16 protein-coding genes are annotated in these 15,697 nt (G+C 70.1%); 7 read left to right on the top strand and 9 right to left on the bottom strand.

The window, feature by feature from the left end; genetic code table 11:
- Window positions 1-38 precede the first annotated feature (38 nt).
- Window positions 39-113 (bottom strand): 50S ribosomal protein bL37, encoded by a 75-nt coding sequence (locus ABFX51_RS39740; RefSeq protein ID WP_098515123.1) that lies wholly within the window; start codon window positions 111-113, stop codon window positions 39-41.
- Between the two features lie 92 nt (window positions 114-205).
- Here ABFX51_RS39740 and ABFX51_RS34155 point away from each other — a divergent pair, with 92 nt between their 5' ends.
- On the top strand, window positions 206-1,711 hold the full coding sequence (locus tag ABFX51_RS34155) for a sensor histidine kinase (RefSeq protein ID WP_091513800.1): 1,506 nt from the start codon (window positions 206-208) through the stop codon (window positions 1,709-1,711).
- Between the two features lie 517 nt (window positions 1,712-2,228).
- Here ABFX51_RS34155 and ABFX51_RS34150 read toward each other — a convergent pair.
- Window positions 2,229-2,483 carry a WhiB family transcriptional regulator gene (locus ABFX51_RS34150; protein WP_091513803.1) on the bottom strand — a complete coding sequence of 85 codons (255 nt, stop codon included), beginning with the start codon at window positions 2,481-2,483 and terminating at the stop codon, window positions 2,229-2,231.
- Window positions 2,484-2,755: 272 nt separating this feature from the next.
- On the bottom strand, window positions 2,756-3,670 hold the full coding sequence (locus tag ABFX51_RS34145; protein WP_091513843.1) for a diacylglycerol/lipid kinase family protein: 915 nt from the start codon (window positions 3,668-3,670) through the stop codon (window positions 2,756-2,758).
- Window positions 3,671-3,932: 262 nt separating this feature from the next.
- Here ABFX51_RS34145 and ABFX51_RS34140 point away from each other — a divergent pair, with 262 nt between their 5' ends.
- Window positions 3,933-4,406, top strand: coding sequence for a hypothetical protein (locus tag ABFX51_RS34140; RefSeq protein WP_091513805.1), 474 nt, complete (start codon window positions 3,933-3,935; stop codon window positions 4,404-4,406).
- Between the two features lie 11 nt (window positions 4,407-4,417).
- Here ABFX51_RS34140 and ABFX51_RS34135 read toward each other — a convergent pair whose 3' ends face one another.
- From ABFX51_RS34135 to ABFX51_RS34120, 4 genes are all read right to left on the bottom strand, one after another.
- On the bottom strand, window positions 4,418-5,596 hold the full coding sequence (locus tag ABFX51_RS34135) for a DUF5624 domain-containing protein (RefSeq protein ID WP_091513808.1): 1,179 nt from the start codon (window positions 5,594-5,596) through the stop codon (window positions 4,418-4,420).
- A 16-nt stretch (window positions 5,597-5,612) separates the two neighbouring features.
- On the bottom strand, window positions 5,613-6,710 hold the full coding sequence (locus ABFX51_RS34130; protein ID WP_346056228.1) for a hypothetical protein: 1,098 nt from the start codon (window positions 6,708-6,710) through the stop codon (window positions 5,613-5,615).
- A gap of 120 nt (window positions 6,711-6,830) precedes the next feature.
- The gene (locus ABFX51_RS34125; RefSeq protein ID WP_091513812.1) at window positions 6,831-7,316 is read right to left on the bottom strand and encodes a GNAT family N-acetyltransferase; all 486 of its coding nucleotides are present in this window, start codon (window positions 7,314-7,316) and stop codon (window positions 6,831-6,833) included.
- A 10-nt stretch (window positions 7,317-7,326) separates the two neighbouring features.
- Window positions 7,327-7,908, bottom strand: a complete 582-nt coding sequence (locus tag ABFX51_RS34120; RefSeq protein WP_346056226.1) for an acid phosphatase — start codon at window positions 7,906-7,908, stop codon at window positions 7,327-7,329.
- A gap of 75 nt (window positions 7,909-7,983) precedes the next feature.
- On the opposite strand from ABFX51_RS34120, the gene ABFX51_RS34115 reads away from it, so the two are divergent.
- Window positions 7,984-8,433 carry a hotdog fold domain-containing protein gene (locus ABFX51_RS34115; protein ID WP_346056242.1) on the top strand — a complete coding sequence of 150 codons (450 nt, stop codon included), beginning with the start codon at window positions 7,984-7,986 and terminating at the stop codon, window positions 8,431-8,433.
- Here the strand turns inward: ABFX51_RS34115 and ABFX51_RS34110 are convergent.
- Window positions 8,430-9,053: a hypothetical protein gene (locus ABFX51_RS34110; protein WP_346056225.1), complete on the bottom strand. Its 624-nt coding sequence runs from the start codon at window positions 9,051-9,053 to the stop codon at window positions 8,430-8,432. The genes ABFX51_RS34115 and ABFX51_RS34110 overlap by 4 nt on opposite strands.
- Window positions 9,054-9,169: 116 nt before the next feature.
- Here ABFX51_RS34110 and ABFX51_RS34105 point away from each other — a divergent pair, with 116 nt between their 5' ends.
- Window positions 9,170-10,780, top strand: coding sequence for a GMC oxidoreductase (locus ABFX51_RS34105; RefSeq protein WP_346056224.1), 1,611 nt, complete (start codon window positions 9,170-9,172; stop codon window positions 10,778-10,780).
- Here ABFX51_RS34105 and ABFX51_RS34100 read toward each other — a convergent pair.
- The gene (locus ABFX51_RS34100; RefSeq protein ID WP_091517253.1) at window positions 10,773-11,369 is read right to left on the bottom strand and encodes a dTDP-4-dehydrorhamnose 3,5-epimerase family protein; all 597 of its coding nucleotides are present in this window, start codon (window positions 11,367-11,369) and stop codon (window positions 10,773-10,775) included. The two genes, ABFX51_RS34105 and ABFX51_RS34100, sit on opposite strands and share 8 nt — an antisense overlap.
- Window positions 11,370-11,646: 277 nt before the next feature.
- Between ABFX51_RS34100 and ABFX51_RS34095 the strand changes: the two genes are divergently transcribed.
- From ABFX51_RS34095 to ABFX51_RS34085, 3 genes are all read left to right on the top strand, one after another.
- A complete protein-coding gene (locus ABFX51_RS34095) occupies window positions 11,647-12,852 on the top strand; it encodes an NAD(P)-dependent malic enzyme (protein WP_245783457.1) in 1,206 nt (401 codons plus the stop codon).
- 64 nt (window positions 12,853-12,916) lie between these two features.
- Entirely contained in the window at window positions 12,917-13,996 is a 1,080-nt protein-coding gene (locus ABFX51_RS34090) for an ABC transporter ATP-binding protein (protein WP_346056223.1), read from the top strand.
- A 231-nt stretch (window positions 13,997-14,227) separates the two neighbouring features.
- Entirely contained in the window at window positions 14,228-15,424 is a 1,197-nt protein-coding gene (locus ABFX51_RS34085; protein WP_346056222.1) for a S8 family peptidase, read from the top strand.
- Window positions 15,425-15,697: the final 273 nt, after the last annotated feature.

Raw genomic sequence — 15,697 nt, 5'->3', positions numbered from 1 at the left:
CCCGGCGGTTTCGCCGGGGCCTTTCGCTTGCCCGCTGCTCAGGCGTTGGGCTTCTTGCCGTGGTTCGCGCCGTTCTTCTTGCGGTCGCGGCGCTTACGGGCACGCTTCGACATGTGTCTGCTCCTCGGGTGTTGCTTGCTCCTACCAGTGTGGCAGGCGGCATCCGGGCTGTGCCGACCCGGTCCGCTCTGGTTGTATGGAAGCGATGTCCACACTTTCCGACCTGCTCGCCGAGAACACCGGCCTGCCGGGTGAAGCCGTCGACCACCTGCAGGCCGTGGTGGCCGAGTGGCAGCTGCTCGCGGACCTGTCGTTCGCGGACTTCCTGCTGTGGGTGCCGGTCTCGAAGGAGCTGACCGCGCAGGGCGGCGACTTCGTGTGCGTCGCGCAGGCCCGGCCCACGACGGGGCCGACGGCGCACCCCGAGGACGTCGTCGGCACGCGGTTCACCGTCGAGGAGCACCCGCAGCTGGCTCGCGCGATGCGTGAGGTGCGCATCTACCGCGAGGAGGACCCGCACTGGTACCGGGACCTGCCGATGCGCCGCGAGGCGGTGCCGGTGTCGTTCGGCGGGAAGGTGATCGCGGTGCTCAGCCGCGAGACGAACCTGGCGGCGCCGCGCGTACCGAGCCCGCTGGAGGTCGCGTACCTCGGCAGCGCGGGCGACCTGTGCCAGATGATCGCCGATGGCACGTTCCCGAGCCCGGACTCGCAGAGCGACGTGCACACGAGCCCGCGCGTCGGTGACGGCCTGATCCGGCTGGACGCGCAGGGCAACGTGGTGTTCGCGAGCCCGAACGGGTTGTCCGCGTACCACCGGATGGGGCACGAGTCGGATCTCGTGGGCACGCGGCTGGCGCCGTTGACGCGTTCGCTGATCCGCGACCCGTTCGACGCCACGGAGGTCGCGCACCGGATCCTGGACGCGCTCGACGGCAAGCCGGGCAGCCGCACCGAGGCCGATTCGCGGCGCGGGGCCGTGGTGTTGTTCCGTGCGCTGCCGTTGCGGCCGCACGGGCAGCCCGCGGGGGCGCTCGTGCTGGTGCGGGACGTGACCGAGGTGAAGCGGCGTGACCGCGCGCTCCTGTCGAAGGACGCTACGATCCGGGAGATCCACCACCGGGTGAAGAACAACCTCCAGACGGTAGCGGCGCTGCTGCGGCTGCAGTCACGGCGCACGAACAGCGAGGAAGCCCGGCTGGCGCTGACGGAGTCGGTGCGCCGGGTCTCGTCGATCGCGATGGTGCACGAGGCGCTTTCGGTGTCCGTGGACGAGCGGGTGGACCTGGACCAGCTGCTGGACAAGGTGCTGCCGATGGTCGGCGAGGTCGCCACGGCCGAGTCGCGGGTGAGCATCAAGCGGACCGGTTCGTTCGGCGTGGTCGTGGCCGAGATCGCGACGCCGCTGGTGATGGTGCTGGCGGAGCTCGTGCAGAACGCGGTGGAACACGCCTTCCCCGACGGGCGGCCGGGCCGGGTGGAGATCGCGGTGTCGCGGTCGGCGCGGTGGCTGGACGTGCTGATCAGGGACAACGGGCGCGGGCTGCCGTCGGGGTTCTCGCTGGAGCGGGCGGACGGGCTGGGGCTGCAGATCGTGCGGACGCTGATCGAGTCCGAGCTGCGGGGGTCGCTGTCGCTGAAGCGGCTCCGGGAGGGTGACAACCGGGGGACCGAGGCCGCGCTGCGGATCCCGCTGAGCCGCCGGTTGTGACGGTCTTCGGGAGCGCCAGTCCGACACGGTGACCTGGTGTGTCCGGCGTGCGGGTGTGGCAGGCACTGCGGCACGGTCCCCTTGAGCGGCTGGTTCGTGCCGGGGTTGGGAGCCTTGCCGGGTGCCGTTTCGAGGTGGCCTGGCTTCAGGGATTTGTCCTCGCCGGACGGGCTGGCTCCGGGATGACGGGGGAAGGTTGTCGGCTGCCTGTTGGGTGGGGGGTCGCGGGGTGGCCATCCCGTCGCCTGGTTGAGGGCTATCGAGGCGCCCTTAGGCGACGGGATGACCACCCAGCTCACCGGGTACGGGACGGCTCGCCTTCGGCATTGCGTCCCTGGCTTGCCCTTCGGGCATCGCGGGGCGGCCCTGAAGAGCGCCTCCGGACACGCCAGAGGGCCGGTACCCGGATAGGGGGTACCGGCCCTCTGCAGCGTCTTGCGGGTGGACCCGAAGGCCCCTGGCGGGCTTCCGCTGGACCCGGTGCCGGGGTCCGCGAAGCCGCGCCGTATCGTGGCTGTCAGGCGTTGCTACGCGTGCCAATGTGAGCGCGGCGACGCTTGAGGGCGCGACGCTCGTCCTCGCTCATACCGCCCCACACGCCGGCGTCCTGGCCGCTGGCAAGAGCCCAGGCCAAGCAGTCGGAAGCAACGGTGCAGCGGTGGCATACGGCCTTCGCCTCGGCGACCTGCAGCAGAGCGGGACCGCTGTTCCCCACGGGGAAGAACAGCTCCGGGTCCTCGTCGCGGCAGGCAGCGTCGTGGCGCCAGTCCATTTCTGTGAGCTCCTTCTAAGGGCGCAGTGTGCTGCGCCACAGTCGTCATGGCGGTCGTGTTTTTGGGTGCTTGTGAATGCTTTCACGAAGCACCGCTTTCGACAAGGGTTTTTCCGTGATCGGTGAGTCAGCTCACCTGGTCGGGCGACCGCGCTGACCTGCGGTTTCTCTCCGAAACAGAGTTACGGGGGGAAGGACCGTGCGGTGAGCGGGGCCCTGGCGTCGATGAGCGGCAAGTTGCACTTTGCCGCGAACGATCACCTCACGGGCGCTCACCCGCCGACGAGGACCGTCAGCGCGTGTGGGACGCTGGTGAACTCGACCCTGGTCCGCCGGCCGACGGGATCGCCGTCCACCTGGAAGTTTACCGGCCGCGAAGCCTCGATGCGCAGTTCCGGGAGATCGTCGAACCGCACGAGCCGCCGCCCCCGGTGCTTCGCCTCCGCCCGCAGCGCCTGCCGCACGTGCCGGTAGACGGTCGGCAGGTTCAGCGCGCGCAACGCGAACAGGCCCAGCCCCGTCTCGAACGAGGTGCCCGTGTTCAGGTGCACCGGGCGCGCGCCCAGATAGCTCCACGGATCGGTGTTGGACACGAACGCCGTGCGCACCTCGACGGGCTCCTCGCCCGGCACGTGCACCGTCAGCGGCTCGCGCCCGCTCGGGGGCCGGAAGTAACAGGCCACGGCCGACCGGACATACAGGAGCGCGTTCGTCTGCTTGCCGCGCCGGTCCGCGACGGCCGTCACGACGTCGGCGTCCCAGCCCAGCCCCGCGTTGAAGGTGAACCAGCGCTCATCGGCCCGGCCGAGCCCCACCGACCTGCTGTGCCCGCCCTCGATGGCGCGCAGCAGCTGGTGCGTGGCCTCCACCGGATCCCTCGACAGCCCGAGCGCACGCGCGAACACGTTCGCGGAGCCACCCGGCACGACGCCCAGCGCGGACGTCTCGCCGGGGCCATCGGCCAGCAGGCCGTTGACGACCTCGTTGACCGTGCCGTCGCCGCCGTGCGCCACGACCAGGTCGACGCCCTCCCTGGCGGCGTCGCGCGCCACCGCGAGCGCGTGGCCCGGGTAGTCGGTCTCGACCACCTCGAGCTTGACCTGGCTCGCCAGCGCATGGGCGAGCACGTCGCGGCCGCCCGCCGTGGTCGACGTGGCCTTCGGGTTGACGACGAGAATCGCGCGCACCACCGCAGGGTAGGTCAACCGCCGGGCACTGGCGGGCCGCGGAGCCGCAAGTCACGGGAAACCGATCCGAGTGCCGGGCAACCTCCCATCGCTCGCGCGGTGCCGTTCGTCGTGACAAGTGCACCCGGGCCGACCGCCCGCTCGCCGACGACACACAGATCTTGACCCGGCCGCCCGCGGTTCGAAAACGGCCGACCGGGTGGCATACCATCGAAAGTGCTCACGCAAGGTCACCAACCGCAGGTGGAAGGCGAATTCCCCCGTGCCGATCAAGGACAAGATCGTTCCGGCGCCACGCGAGGTCCGGCTCGCGGGGCTCGCCACCGCGCTGCCGGGGCTGGGCCTGCTGGTGCTCGCCGTGCTGCTGCTCGCCGCTCCGGGCGCCTCGGACGCGCCCCGCAACAACGTCCTCGCCGAGGCGGGCTTCTACGTGGTGTTCGCGCTCGCCGTGCTGGCCTGTGCCGCGGGGCTCGCGCTGGGGCACACGTGGGCGCGCTCGCCCGGCGTGGTGATCGCGCTCATCACCATCGGCGTCGGCTGGTACCTGACCGGACCGTCCGGGCAGCCGGGGCCGGGCGTGCCGGTGATCCTCCTCGGGATCGCCGTCATCGTGCTCCTGTTCCGGCAGCCCTCGCGCGCGTGGGCGCTCGGGCAGCAGCCGGGCGAGTCCGAGGAGGAGGCCGCGGAGCGGGGCGGCCTGGAGGGCCGCGCCGCCCAGCGGGAGCGGGACCAATAGCGCCTGGTTCGTCAGAGGCGCACCGATGCGGCCGGATAGGTGGTGCCGGTGAACCCGGGCAGTTCGACGAGTTCGGGCTGGTTCCCGTTGGCGATGAGCTGGTCGAGCACGAACTGGACGCCGGCGGTCGCGATCTGGGCGCCGGGGTCCTCCATGACGTAGCGGAGCCGGGTCACGATGGCCCGCTTGTCGTCCACCGACCGGACCACCGGCATGGCGTTGACCACCTCGGTGTCGGCGTCGACCACGGGCGCCTGGTCGATCCTCTTCTCGAAGGCCGGGTAGTCCGGCCACAGGAGCCGGCTCATCTCCACCGAAGACAGGCAGCTGTACCAGAACTTGCGGTACAGCCCCTCGATCCGGGCGCGGTAGCCGTTGTCGGCGAGCTGCTCGAGGTCGATGGCCGGCGCAGCCGGGGCGATGATCAGCCGGGCCGGGTCGAGCTTCCGGCCGGACGCTTCGTGGAGCAGCGAGCACACGTTGTTGCTCTGCCAGGTCAGGCCCGCGCTCGGGCGTCCGGCGGTACCCACGACGAGCACCATCAGCCGGGCCCAGTCGATGGGCTGCTCGTTGATCCACTTCAGCGACCGGTGCAGCGAGTCCAGTGCCGAGAGGGCGAAGGTCGCCGCCATCATGTCGTTGAACGACACGGGGATCGCGTCGGGTCCGTCGCCTTCGATCAGGTTCGCGCGCAGGTACGCGAAGTCCAGGAGCTCCGGGTTCTCCAGCGCGCGTTCCAGGTAGTCGGCGGTCACCGCACAGGTGTAGTCGACCAGGTCGGTGATCTTCTCCTCGTGCCCCCGCCATGCGTCGACCGCGACCTCGTCACGCCAGTACGAGACGCTGTTGTGCTCCTGGACGACGCGGCACTGCGCGATCAGCTCCCTGGCGTCGTTCTCCCAGGTGGGGTGGCCGAGTTCGCGCAGCCGGGCGAGGTAGGGGATCGCGAGGCCGAGGTGCGAGATCGCGGTGATCTCGAAGAACCCCCGCGTGCCCTTGCGGAAGTCGACCGACGTGGGCGGTCGTCCGCCGCCCGGGAACAGCACGAGATCGGTGCCGGTCGCGACCAGCAGCGGGGTGTCGGAGTGGGCCTCGCCCAGCTGCCGCTGCAGGTTCTGGCCGATGCTGCCCGGGGCCGAGGTGAACAGTTCGAAAAGCCGCATGAAGTGCGGGTTGGGCTGGTACCGCATCGGATTTTCTCCTCTTTCAGGCGTGGTCGAATGCGAGTTCGTAGACGACGCTGTCCTGGCGGAACCGCACGTCCGGGGTGAGGCTGTTGGCGACGACGAGGAAACTCCTGCCGTCCGCTTCGAAGTAGCTCGCGGCGGTTCCGCCGAACGTGGGGAATTCCTCGACCACTGCGAACCCGCCGTTGTCCCACTTGTACAGCTGCGACATCAGATCGGTTTTGGGAGAGGGCGGCATGCCCTGCACGAAACAGATCCGGACGAGGAACAGGTCGTCGCCGTGGCGGAAGAGCTCGAACTCGCGGCCGCCGGCGCCGCCGAGCGACTGGCGGGGCTCGAAGAGTTCACCGTTCCACTGGTAGAGCGTCGATTCGCCGGTGATGCACGCGAAGGCCAGCCACTCGCCGTCGTCCTGGGAGAAGTGCAGGAAACTGCGGCCGAACCGTTCGGCGAACGTCTGGTAGGGGATGAAGGAATTCCCGTCCCAGCGGTAGACGACGCTGGGCGAAAGCTGGTCGGCGTAAGCGAGGAAATGGTGCCCGCCGATCTCGAAGTGGGCCCAGTTGTACCCGAAGCGGCCGCCGAGGACCTGGAATTCCTGCCACCGCCCGTCGACGCGCTCGAAGATGACCGAGCGCCCGTGGCCCTGCGGTGAAAGCGGAATGCCGGGAATCATCAGCCCCTGTGCCAGTGCCAGGAATTCGCGGTCCCCGGTCGAGAAGTGGTGCCACTGTTTCGCGCCGAAGGTGGGCACGGTCTCGTCGAGGATCCATTTCCCGTCCTCCTCGCGGTAGATCAGCGAGTTGACGTTGGTTTCGTAGGGGCCCTGCCCGGTGCGCAGGTTGGCGAAGGCCAGGTAGGTCCTCCCGCCGCTGCGGAAGGTCAGCGCGTCCTCGCCGCTCGGGGCGGCCAGGCGGTCCACCTCGGTGAACTGCCCGCCTTCCCACCGGTAGAGCAGCGCGTCGGTGTCGCCGTTGCCGCCCTGCATGTCGGCGGGCCGCCCTGGCACGTCTTCGGCGAGCTGGGGGACGACGAGGTGCAGCCGGTCGCCGATCCGGAACACGTGGGCGGCACGGGCGCCTGACGTGGCCAGGCGCTGGTGGACCGAGAGGATCATGCGAGCTTCTCCCTTAACTAAGTTAAGCTGACTCGGCCAGGATGGCTTAACTTTGTTAAGGCGTCAAGCGCGCAGGAAGGGGGCGCGGGCGTCGACGCGGCCCGCGTCTTCAGCGAGGGGTCAGGAAACCGTGCGGGCCAGCTTGTCCAGCGCCGTGTCGGTGAGCCGGTAGACGGTCCACTCGTCCATGGGCACGGCGCCGAGGGACTTGTAGAAGCCCGTCGCCGGGTTCCAGTCCAGCACCGACCACTCCAGCCGCGCGTAGCCGCGCTCGACGCACAGGCGCGCCAGCGTGGCCAGCAGTGCCTTGCCGAGACCGGAGCCACGCAGCTCGGGGCGCACGTACAGGTCTTCGAGGTAGATGCCGTGCACCCCGCGCCACGTCGAGAAGTTCAGGAACCACAGCATGAAGCCGACGATCTCGCCGTCCTGCTCGGCGACGTGGCCGAACAGCGCGGGCGACTCGCAGAACAACGCCTCGTGCAGCTTGGCGGGCGTCAGCCGGCACTCCGCCGGCGCCTTCTCGTAGGTGGCGAGGTCCTGCACGAGCTGGACGAGCGTGTCTACATCGGACTCTCGGACGCGGCGGATGCGGCTGTCGGCCAAGGGAACCTTCTCAGGACGGCGGGATGTTGAGGTGCTCGATCTTGGGCTCGCCCCGTTCGTCGCCGAGCACCGAGACACCGGCCGGGTCGAGTCCGAAGTGGACTCCGGCCGACGCGGGCAGCCCCAGCCAGCGGGCCACCAGCACCCGGCTGAAGTGGCCGTGCCCGACGAGGATGACCTCGGTGTCGGCGAGTGCGGCACGCACCCGCGCGAGCAGCCTATCGGCCCGGGCCGCCACCTGGGCACTGCTTTCCCCGCCGGGGATCGGGCCGCGCCAGACGGTCCAGTCCGGCACGGTCTCGCGGATCTTGGCGGTGGTCACGCCCTCGTACTCGCCGTAGTCCCATTCCGCCAGGTCCTCGGTCTGCTCGTCGACCACCAGGCCCGCCAGCTGCGCCGTCCGCACGGCCCGCTGCCGGGGGCTGCTGAGCACGAGCGCGGGCCCTTTGCGCAGCGTGCCGAGCGTGAGCCCGGCCGCGCGGGCCTGGTTCTCCCCGGCGGGGGTCAGCGGGATGTCCGTGCGGCCGGTGTGCCTGCCGTTGACCGACCACTCGGTCTGGCCGTGCCGGAGGAGGAAGAGCTCGTGGTCCACGCTTGCGAACATAGCAAGCGGTCTGCTTTGCTACTGACGGGTAACAAAGGAGGAGTCGTGACTCGGACGTTCGCGATGTGGTCGAAACTGGCCGGCCTGCCGGGCGGGAAACGGCTCTTCTCGGCCGCGGTGTGCCTGCGTGCGCCCTATTTCTCCACCGTGCTGCCGACCGTCCGGCAGCTGCGGCCGGGCTACTGCGAGGTGACCGCGCCGAAGTGGTGGGGTGTGCACAACCACATCCGCACTTTTCACGCGATAGCGGCATGCAACCTCGCCGAGATCGCCATGGGCATGCTCGCCGAGGCGACCGTGCCGGACACGCACCGCTGGCTCCCGAAGGGGATGACGGTCTCGTACGTGGCGAAGGCGAAGACGAGCCTGCGCGCGGTCGCGGAACTGCCGGAGCTGCCCGAGTTCGGGGACGAGGGCTTCGAACTCCCCGTCCCCGTGACGATCAGCGACACGCGCGGCGAACCCGTCGTCACCGCCACGATCACGATCTGGGTGACCAGGAAGAAGGGCTAGTAGGAGCGCAGCTGGACGTGGGTGGTCTGCTGGTAGCCGCCGCTGGAGGGCAGCCCGAGCCGGTGGTCGAGGAGCCGCCCGAGCGGGCCGCAGCCGGTGGTCGCGGGAAGGGTCAGCTGGGAGTCCGTGGTGCTGAAGCGCAGCGTGAGCGGGTCGGTGGACACGACCTCGGTCGGCCCGTCGGCCCGCAGCACCGAGTGCACCGGCGTGCTCGCGCACGCCCGGCCGAGCAGCGGGCCTTCGAATGCGGCCGTCAAATCGATCGCGCCTTTGCGTTCCGGCGTCGAGTGGAAGTCGGAATATCCGGCATAACGCAATCGGAGCCCGACTCCGGGCAGGTTCGGTATCCGCGTCGGTTCGTCGCGCAGCGCGCCGAACACCTGCGCGTACTGCCCGTCCAGCGTGCCCTCGGCGAACGTGAGCCGCATCGTGCCCAGATCCAGGTCCGTAACCCGGCCGAAGGACAGTTTCGCCTGCGAGACAAGGACTTCACAACGCCACTGGCTCGGGTCGGCCGCGGCGGGCAGTGCCGGGCAGTCGGTGAAGTCGAACTGCGCCTGCGGGGCGGGGGCGACGGACAGCGCGGTCAGGCCCGCGGCCGCGAGTGCGAGGAACGTCATGCCGGGAGTCTTTCCGAGTGTGGCCGCGACCGGTATCGGGGGAAGCCCTGAACATTCCCCGAAGGGACTAGTGAACGCCGTTTACAAAGTCGGGGATCCGGAATAGGGTTCGCGGCATGTCTCCCCGTTCCTTGTCCCGCAGGCGTTTTCTCGGTGCGGCCGCGCTCGGTTCCGCCGCCGCGGCTGGTCTCACCACGATCTCCCTCCCCGGCCGGGCTTCGGCTGCCGGGGACTTCTCGCCCGCCGTGATCATCGGCACGGGCTACGGCGCCGCGGTCACGGCGCTGCGGCTCGGCGAGGCCGGCATCCCCACCGTGATGCTGGAGATGGGGCAGCTGTGGAACACGCCGGGCAGCGACGGCAAGGTGTTCCCGGACATGCTCAACCCCGACAAGCGCGCGATGTGGTTCAAGAAGCGCACCGAGGCGCCGCTCGCGTCGTTCCTCTGGCTGGACCTGGCCAACCGCAACATCGACCCGTACGCGGGCGTGCTCGACCGCGTGCACTTCGGCGACATGTCGGTGTACGTGGGCCGGGGCGTCGGCGGCGGCTCGCTCGTCAACGGCGCGATGGCGGTGGTGCCGAAGCGGTGGTACTTCGAGGAAATCCTGCCGCAGGTGGACGCCGACGAGATGTACGGCAAGTACTACCCGCGCGCGAACGCCGGGCTGGGCACCAACAGCGTCGACGCGACCTGGTTCGAGAGCTGCGACTGCTACCAGTACGCCCGCGTCTCCCGCAAGCACGCGCACAACGCCGGGCTGGCGACGACGTTCGTGCCCAGCGTGTACGACTTCGACTACATGCGCCGCGAGGAGGCCGGTGAGGTGCCGCGGTCGGCGCTGGCGTCCGAGGTCATCTACGGCAACAACCACGGAAAGCGCTCTCTGGACAAGAGCTACCTGGCCGCCGCGCTGGGCACCGGCAACGTGCAGATCCGGACGTTGCACGAGGTCAGGGACATCGCGCAGCAGCCCGACGGCACCTACGTGCTCACGGTGCGGCAGAGCGACCCGGACGGCAACGTCCTCGCCGTCAAGCAGCTCGCTGCGAAGTACCTGTTCCTCGGCGCGGGCAGCCTCGGCTCGACGGAGCTGCTGGTGCGGGCCCGCGAGACCGGCAAGCTGCCCGAGCTCACCGACTCGGTCGGCCAGGGCTGGGGCACCAACGGCAACGTGATGCTCGGCCGCGCCAACCACATGTGGGACGCGGTGGGCGCGCTCGAATCCGGGATGCCCGCGCTGGGCATCGACGCGTGGGACGACCCGCAGTACCCGGTGTTCGCGGAGATCGCGCCCGTGCCCGCCGGGATCGAGACGTGGGCGAGCCTGTACCTCGCGATCACGCGCAACCCCGAGCGCGGCTACTTCACCTACGACGCCGCGAGCGACTCCGCCCGGCTGCAGTGGGAGATCTCGCAGGGCCAGCCCTCGATCGACGCCGCGAAGCAGCTGTTCGACCGGATCAACTCGGTGAACGGCACGATCTACCGCTACGACCTGTTCGGGGACACCCGCGCCTTCGAGAACCGGTTCACCTACCACCCGCTGGGCGGCCTGGTGCTGGGCAAGGCCACCGACCTCTACGGCCGCGTGAAGGGCTACCGGAACCTCTACGTCACGGACGGCTCGCTCATCCCCGGCAGCACGGGCGTGAACCCGTTCGTGACGATCACCGCGCTCGCCGAGCGCAACATCGAGCGGGTGCTGGCGGAGGACCTCACCTGAGCGTGGCGTAGTGCGCCACGCAGGCCTCGTAGCTGGGCAGCAGGCCGGCCGCCTCCGCCTCGGCGAACGTCGGGGCGGAGGTGTCCTTTTCGGACAGGATCGGCTCGATGTCGTCGGGCCAGGGCAGCTCCAGCGCTGGGTCGAGCGGGGTGATGCCGTGCTCGCCGCCCGGGTTGTACCCGGTCGAGCACAGGTACGCCATGGCCGTGTCGTCCTCCAGCGCCACGAAAGCGTGACCGAGGCCCTCGGCGAGGTACACGGCGCGGAAGTCCACGGAGTCCAGGCGCACGGCGTCCCACCGGCCGAACGTCGGCGAACCGACCCGCAGGTCGACGATCACGTCCAGCAGCGCGCCGCTCGGGCAGTAGACGTACTTCGCCTGGCCGGGCGGCGTGTCCGCGAAGTGCACGCCGCGGATCGTGCCGCGGCGGGACACGCTGTGGTTGGTCTGGGCCAGGCGCAGCGGGTGCCCCACCGCCTCGACGAGCGCCGGCTCCTGGAACGGCGCCACGAACAGGCCGCGCTGGTCGGGGAACCGCTGGGGGGTGAACTCGTAGGCGTCCTTCACGGCGAGCTCGCGCACCTTCATGGGAAGAAATACTAGGGCGCACCTCCCAAGCCGGACGGACGTCTTGTTATACCGCCGCTGACCAGCAATTTTTGTGACGTGAGCCGCACCTGCCCGACAGGAGGGGCACCCGGCCTGTCAGACTGGGGGGACCGCCGCGTCCGCGGCCGTCGCCTCACCAAGGGCTGGGACGGCCCCGTCCGGACGCCTGGCCGGTAGGCGGCGCCACCGCGCCGGGCTGCCGAGCAGCAGGGCCCGTTTCACACTCGCTCGCAGTCCCGGGAAGGGATTGAAGACCATGACCCAAGCTCAGACGACAGGGAAGGCGATGGAGGACAACGACGAGTCGCCCGTGACCGACCCGGAGATCTTCGCCGGGCACGAGGGCGGCAAGCTCGCCGTCGCCGCGACCCGGCCGATCTCCCGGCCGCGCGACCTGTCGGTGGCCTACACCCCCGGTGTGGCGAAGGTCAGCCGCGCCATCGCCGAGGACGCCTCGCTCGCCCAGCGCTACACCTGGGCGGACCGGCTCGTCGTCGTGGTGAGCGACGGCACCGCCGTGCTCGGCCTCGGCGACATCGGCGCCAGCGCGTCGCTGCCCGTCATGGAGGGCAAGTCGGTGCTGTTCAAGACGTTCGGCGGGCTCGACTCGATCCCGCTGGTGCTGGACACGACCGACGTGGACGAGATCGTCGAGACGCTGGTGCGGCTGCGCCCGTCGTTCGGCGCCGTCAACCTGGAGGACATCTCCGCGCCACGCTGCTTCGAGCTGGAGGACAAGCTCAAGGAGGCGCTGGACTGCCCGGTCATGCACGACGACCAGCACGGCACCGCGATCGTCACCCTCGCGGCGCTGCGCGGGGCGAACCTCGTGCTGGGCAAGGACATCGCTGACCAGCGCGTCGTGGTCTCCGGTGCCGGTGCCGCCGGCGTGGCCTGCGCGAAGATCCTGCGCGAGGCCGGGATCGGTGACGTCACGGTGCTCGACTCGAAGGGCATCGTGTCGCGCGGCCGCGCCGGGCTGAACCCGGTGAAGGAGCAGCTCGCGGAGACGACGAACGCCGCGGGCCTGACCGGCGGGCTCGCCGAGGCGCTGCGCGGCGCCGACGTGTTCCTCGGCCTGTCGGGTGCGACGATCGACGAGTCGCTGCTCGGCACGATGGCCGACGACGCGATCGTGTTCGCGCTGTCCAACCCGGACCCGGAGGTGCACCCCGCGGTGGCCGCCCGGTACGCGTCCATCGTGGCCACCGGCCGCAGCGACTTCCCGAACCAGATCAACAACGTGCTCGCCTTCCCCGGCGTGTTCCGCGGCGCGCTCGACGCGGGCGCGCGGGCGATCACGGAGAACATGAAGCTGGCCGCGGCCGACGCGATCGTGGCCGTCGCGCAGGACGACCTCGGCCCGGACCGGATCGTGCCGAGCCCGCTCGACCCGCGCGTGGCGCCCGAGGTCGCCGCCGCCGTCGCGAAGGCGGCGGTGGAGGACGGCGTCGCGGGCTAGGCTCTGTGCGGGAACGACCGGTCTCCCGTGTGGAGGCCGGTCGTTCGGCAGACAGGAGGCTGGTGTGGGGATCGAGTTCCGGGGTGTGACGAAGCGGTATCCCGGCGGCACGGTGGCGGTCGACGACCTGAGCCTGACCGTCGAGGACGGCACGATCACGGTGTTCGTCGGGCCGTCGGGGTGCGGCAAGACCACCTCGCTGCGCATGATCAACCGCATGGTCGAGCCCACGTCGGGCACGGTGCTGCTCGACGGCAAGGACGTGCGCGAGTCCGACCCGCCCGTGCTGCGGCGCGGGATCGGCTACGTCATCCAGAACGCCGGCCTCTTCCCGCACCGCACGGTGCTGGACAACGTCGCGACCGTGCCGCTGCTGTCCGGCTGGGGCAAGCGGAAGGCCCGTGACCGGGCGGCGGAGCTGCTGGAAACCGTCGGGCTGCCCGCGGAGCTGGGGAAGCGTTATCCCGCGCAGCTGTCGGGCGGGCAGCAGCAGCGCGTCGGCGTCGCGCGGGCGCTCGCGGCGGACTCCCCGGTGCTGCTGATGGACGAACCGTTCTCGGCGGTCGATCCCATCGTGCGGGAGGGGTTGCAGGACGAGCTGCTGCGGCTGCAGTCTCGGCTGGGCAAGACGATCGTGTTCGTCACGCACGACATCGACGAGGCCGTGCGGCTGGGGGACAAGGTCGCGGTGATGCGCGTGGGCGGGAAGCTCGCGCAGTACGGCACGCCCGCCGACGTGCTGCGGCACCCGGTGGACGACTTCGTCGCGTCCTTCGTGGGGCGTGACAGGGGATACCGTGGGTTGTCCTTTGTGGACGCCAGTGGGGTCGAGGTCAAGGACGTCGCGACCATCGAGCTGGGGGAAGCGCTTTCCGGCCCGGTCGGCGACTGGCGGCTCGCGGTGAACGACCAGGGCGAGCCGCGTGGCTGGCTCGCCCCGGATTCCACTGTGGAGGGTCCGCTGGCGGAGTCGGACCTGGTGGCCGGTGGTTCGCTGTACCAGCGGGGCACGGCGATCCGCGGTGCGCTGGACGCGGCCCTGTCCTCGCCCTCCGGGCTCGGGGTCGTGGTCGACGACGCGGGGCGCGTGGTCGGCGTGGTGACGGCGCGGCAGGTGCTCGACGTGATCGAAGGACGCGGCTGACGCCCTACTTTCGGCGGCGGCCGTTCGGCCGGTCAAGCTCCACTGTGGCTGGTGCGATCACCGTCTGAGCTGGGTGGAAATCGGTCCTACTTTAGTCAGGGGCTGTTCGGGTGCAGGCTCTTCCGGCACGCTGAACGGCGGTTCTACGCTCGGCAAGGCGTTCACGATGTGAACGTTTTTCACCCCTTGCGGACCGGTGAGTGCTTACCGGTCCGGCCCTGCCAAGGAGGAATGTCTGCCGTGCGAACCCCCACCGGAAACAAGCGCAGACCACTCGCCGCCGTCGGCCTCGCCGCCGCCGTGGCGACGATCGCGGCGGTCGCCACGAGCGCCCCCGCGATGGCGAAGGAAGGCACCGTCGTCGGAGCCGGCGGTGCCGACGCCGTCAAGGACAGCTACATCGTCGTGCTGAAGGACACCGCGTCGCCGGTCGACGCGCTGGCCGCGAAGCTCGGCGGTGTGGTGCACCAGAAGTACTCGGCTGCGCTCAAGGGCTACTCGGCCACGATGAGCGAAAGCCAGGCGAAGCGGATCGCGGCGGACCCGTCGGTCGCGTTCGTCGAGCAGAACCGGACCTTCCACATCACGGCGACCCAGTCGAACCCGCCGTCATGGGGCCTGGACCGGGTGGACCAGCGCAACCTGCCGCTCGACAACAGCTACACGTACTCGACCACCGCGTCGAACGTGCACGCGTACATCATCGACACCGGCATCAACCTGACCCACAGCGATTTCGGTGGGCGGGCGAAATCGGGGTACGACTTCGTGGACAACGACAGCAACGCCACGGACTGCAACGGCCACGGCACGCACGTCGCCGGCACGGTCGGCGGCAGCACGTACGGTCTGGCGAAGGGCGTGCAGCTGACCGCGGTGCGGGTGCTGGACTGCTCGGGCTCGGGCACGTACGACGGCGTGATCGCGGGGATCGACTGGGTCGCGCAGAACGCGGTCAAACCCGCGGTGGCGAACATGAGCCTCGGCGGCGGCGCGTCCACGGCGGTCGACAACGCGGTGCGCAACGCGATCTCCGCAGGCGTCACGTTCGCCGTGGCAGCGGGCAACGACAGTGCGAACGCGTGCAGCACGTCCCCGGCCCGCACGGCCGAGGCGATCACCGTCGGAGCGACGACGAGCAGTGACGCCAGGGCCAGCTACTCCAACTACGGCAGCTGCCTCGACATCTTCGCGCCCGGCAGCAGCATCAAGTCGGACTGGATCGGCAGCAGCACGGCCACCAACACGATCAGCGGCACGTCGATGGCAACCCCGCACGTGACCGGCGCAGCGGCCCTCTACCTGGCGACGCACACCACCGCATCGCCGGCCACGGTCCGCAACGCCCTCGTCGCCGCGGCGACGACCGGCAAGGTTACCAACGCAGGCAGCGGCAGCCCCAACGCCCTGCTGTACACAGGACAGTAAAGGAGAGGCGAGGAGCCCCCTTCCGCGCAGCGGGAGGGGGCTCTTGCGCAGCAACCCCAGAGTTGGGTGATCATCCCGTCGCCTGAAACCGGTGGATCACTTTGAGCCAGGGCCGCAACATGCGCCGGGTCCGGCGGCCGAAAGATCAAAGCTTGCGGCTCTGGGTCAAAGTGATATGCACAAACCGCAGGCGACGGGATGATCACCCAACTCGACCACCCACCCCAGGTGAGATCCCTTTGGGCCCCGATCATCCTGGAGCCTGCCCGCCGG

The organism is Amycolatopsis dongchuanensis, from assembly GCF_039542405.1.
GTDB classification, from domain to species: domain Bacteria; phylum Actinomycetota; class Actinomycetes; order Mycobacteriales; family Pseudonocardiaceae; genus Amycolatopsis_E; species Amycolatopsis_E sacchari.
This window is presented reverse-complemented; position numbering and strand designations above follow the sequence as displayed.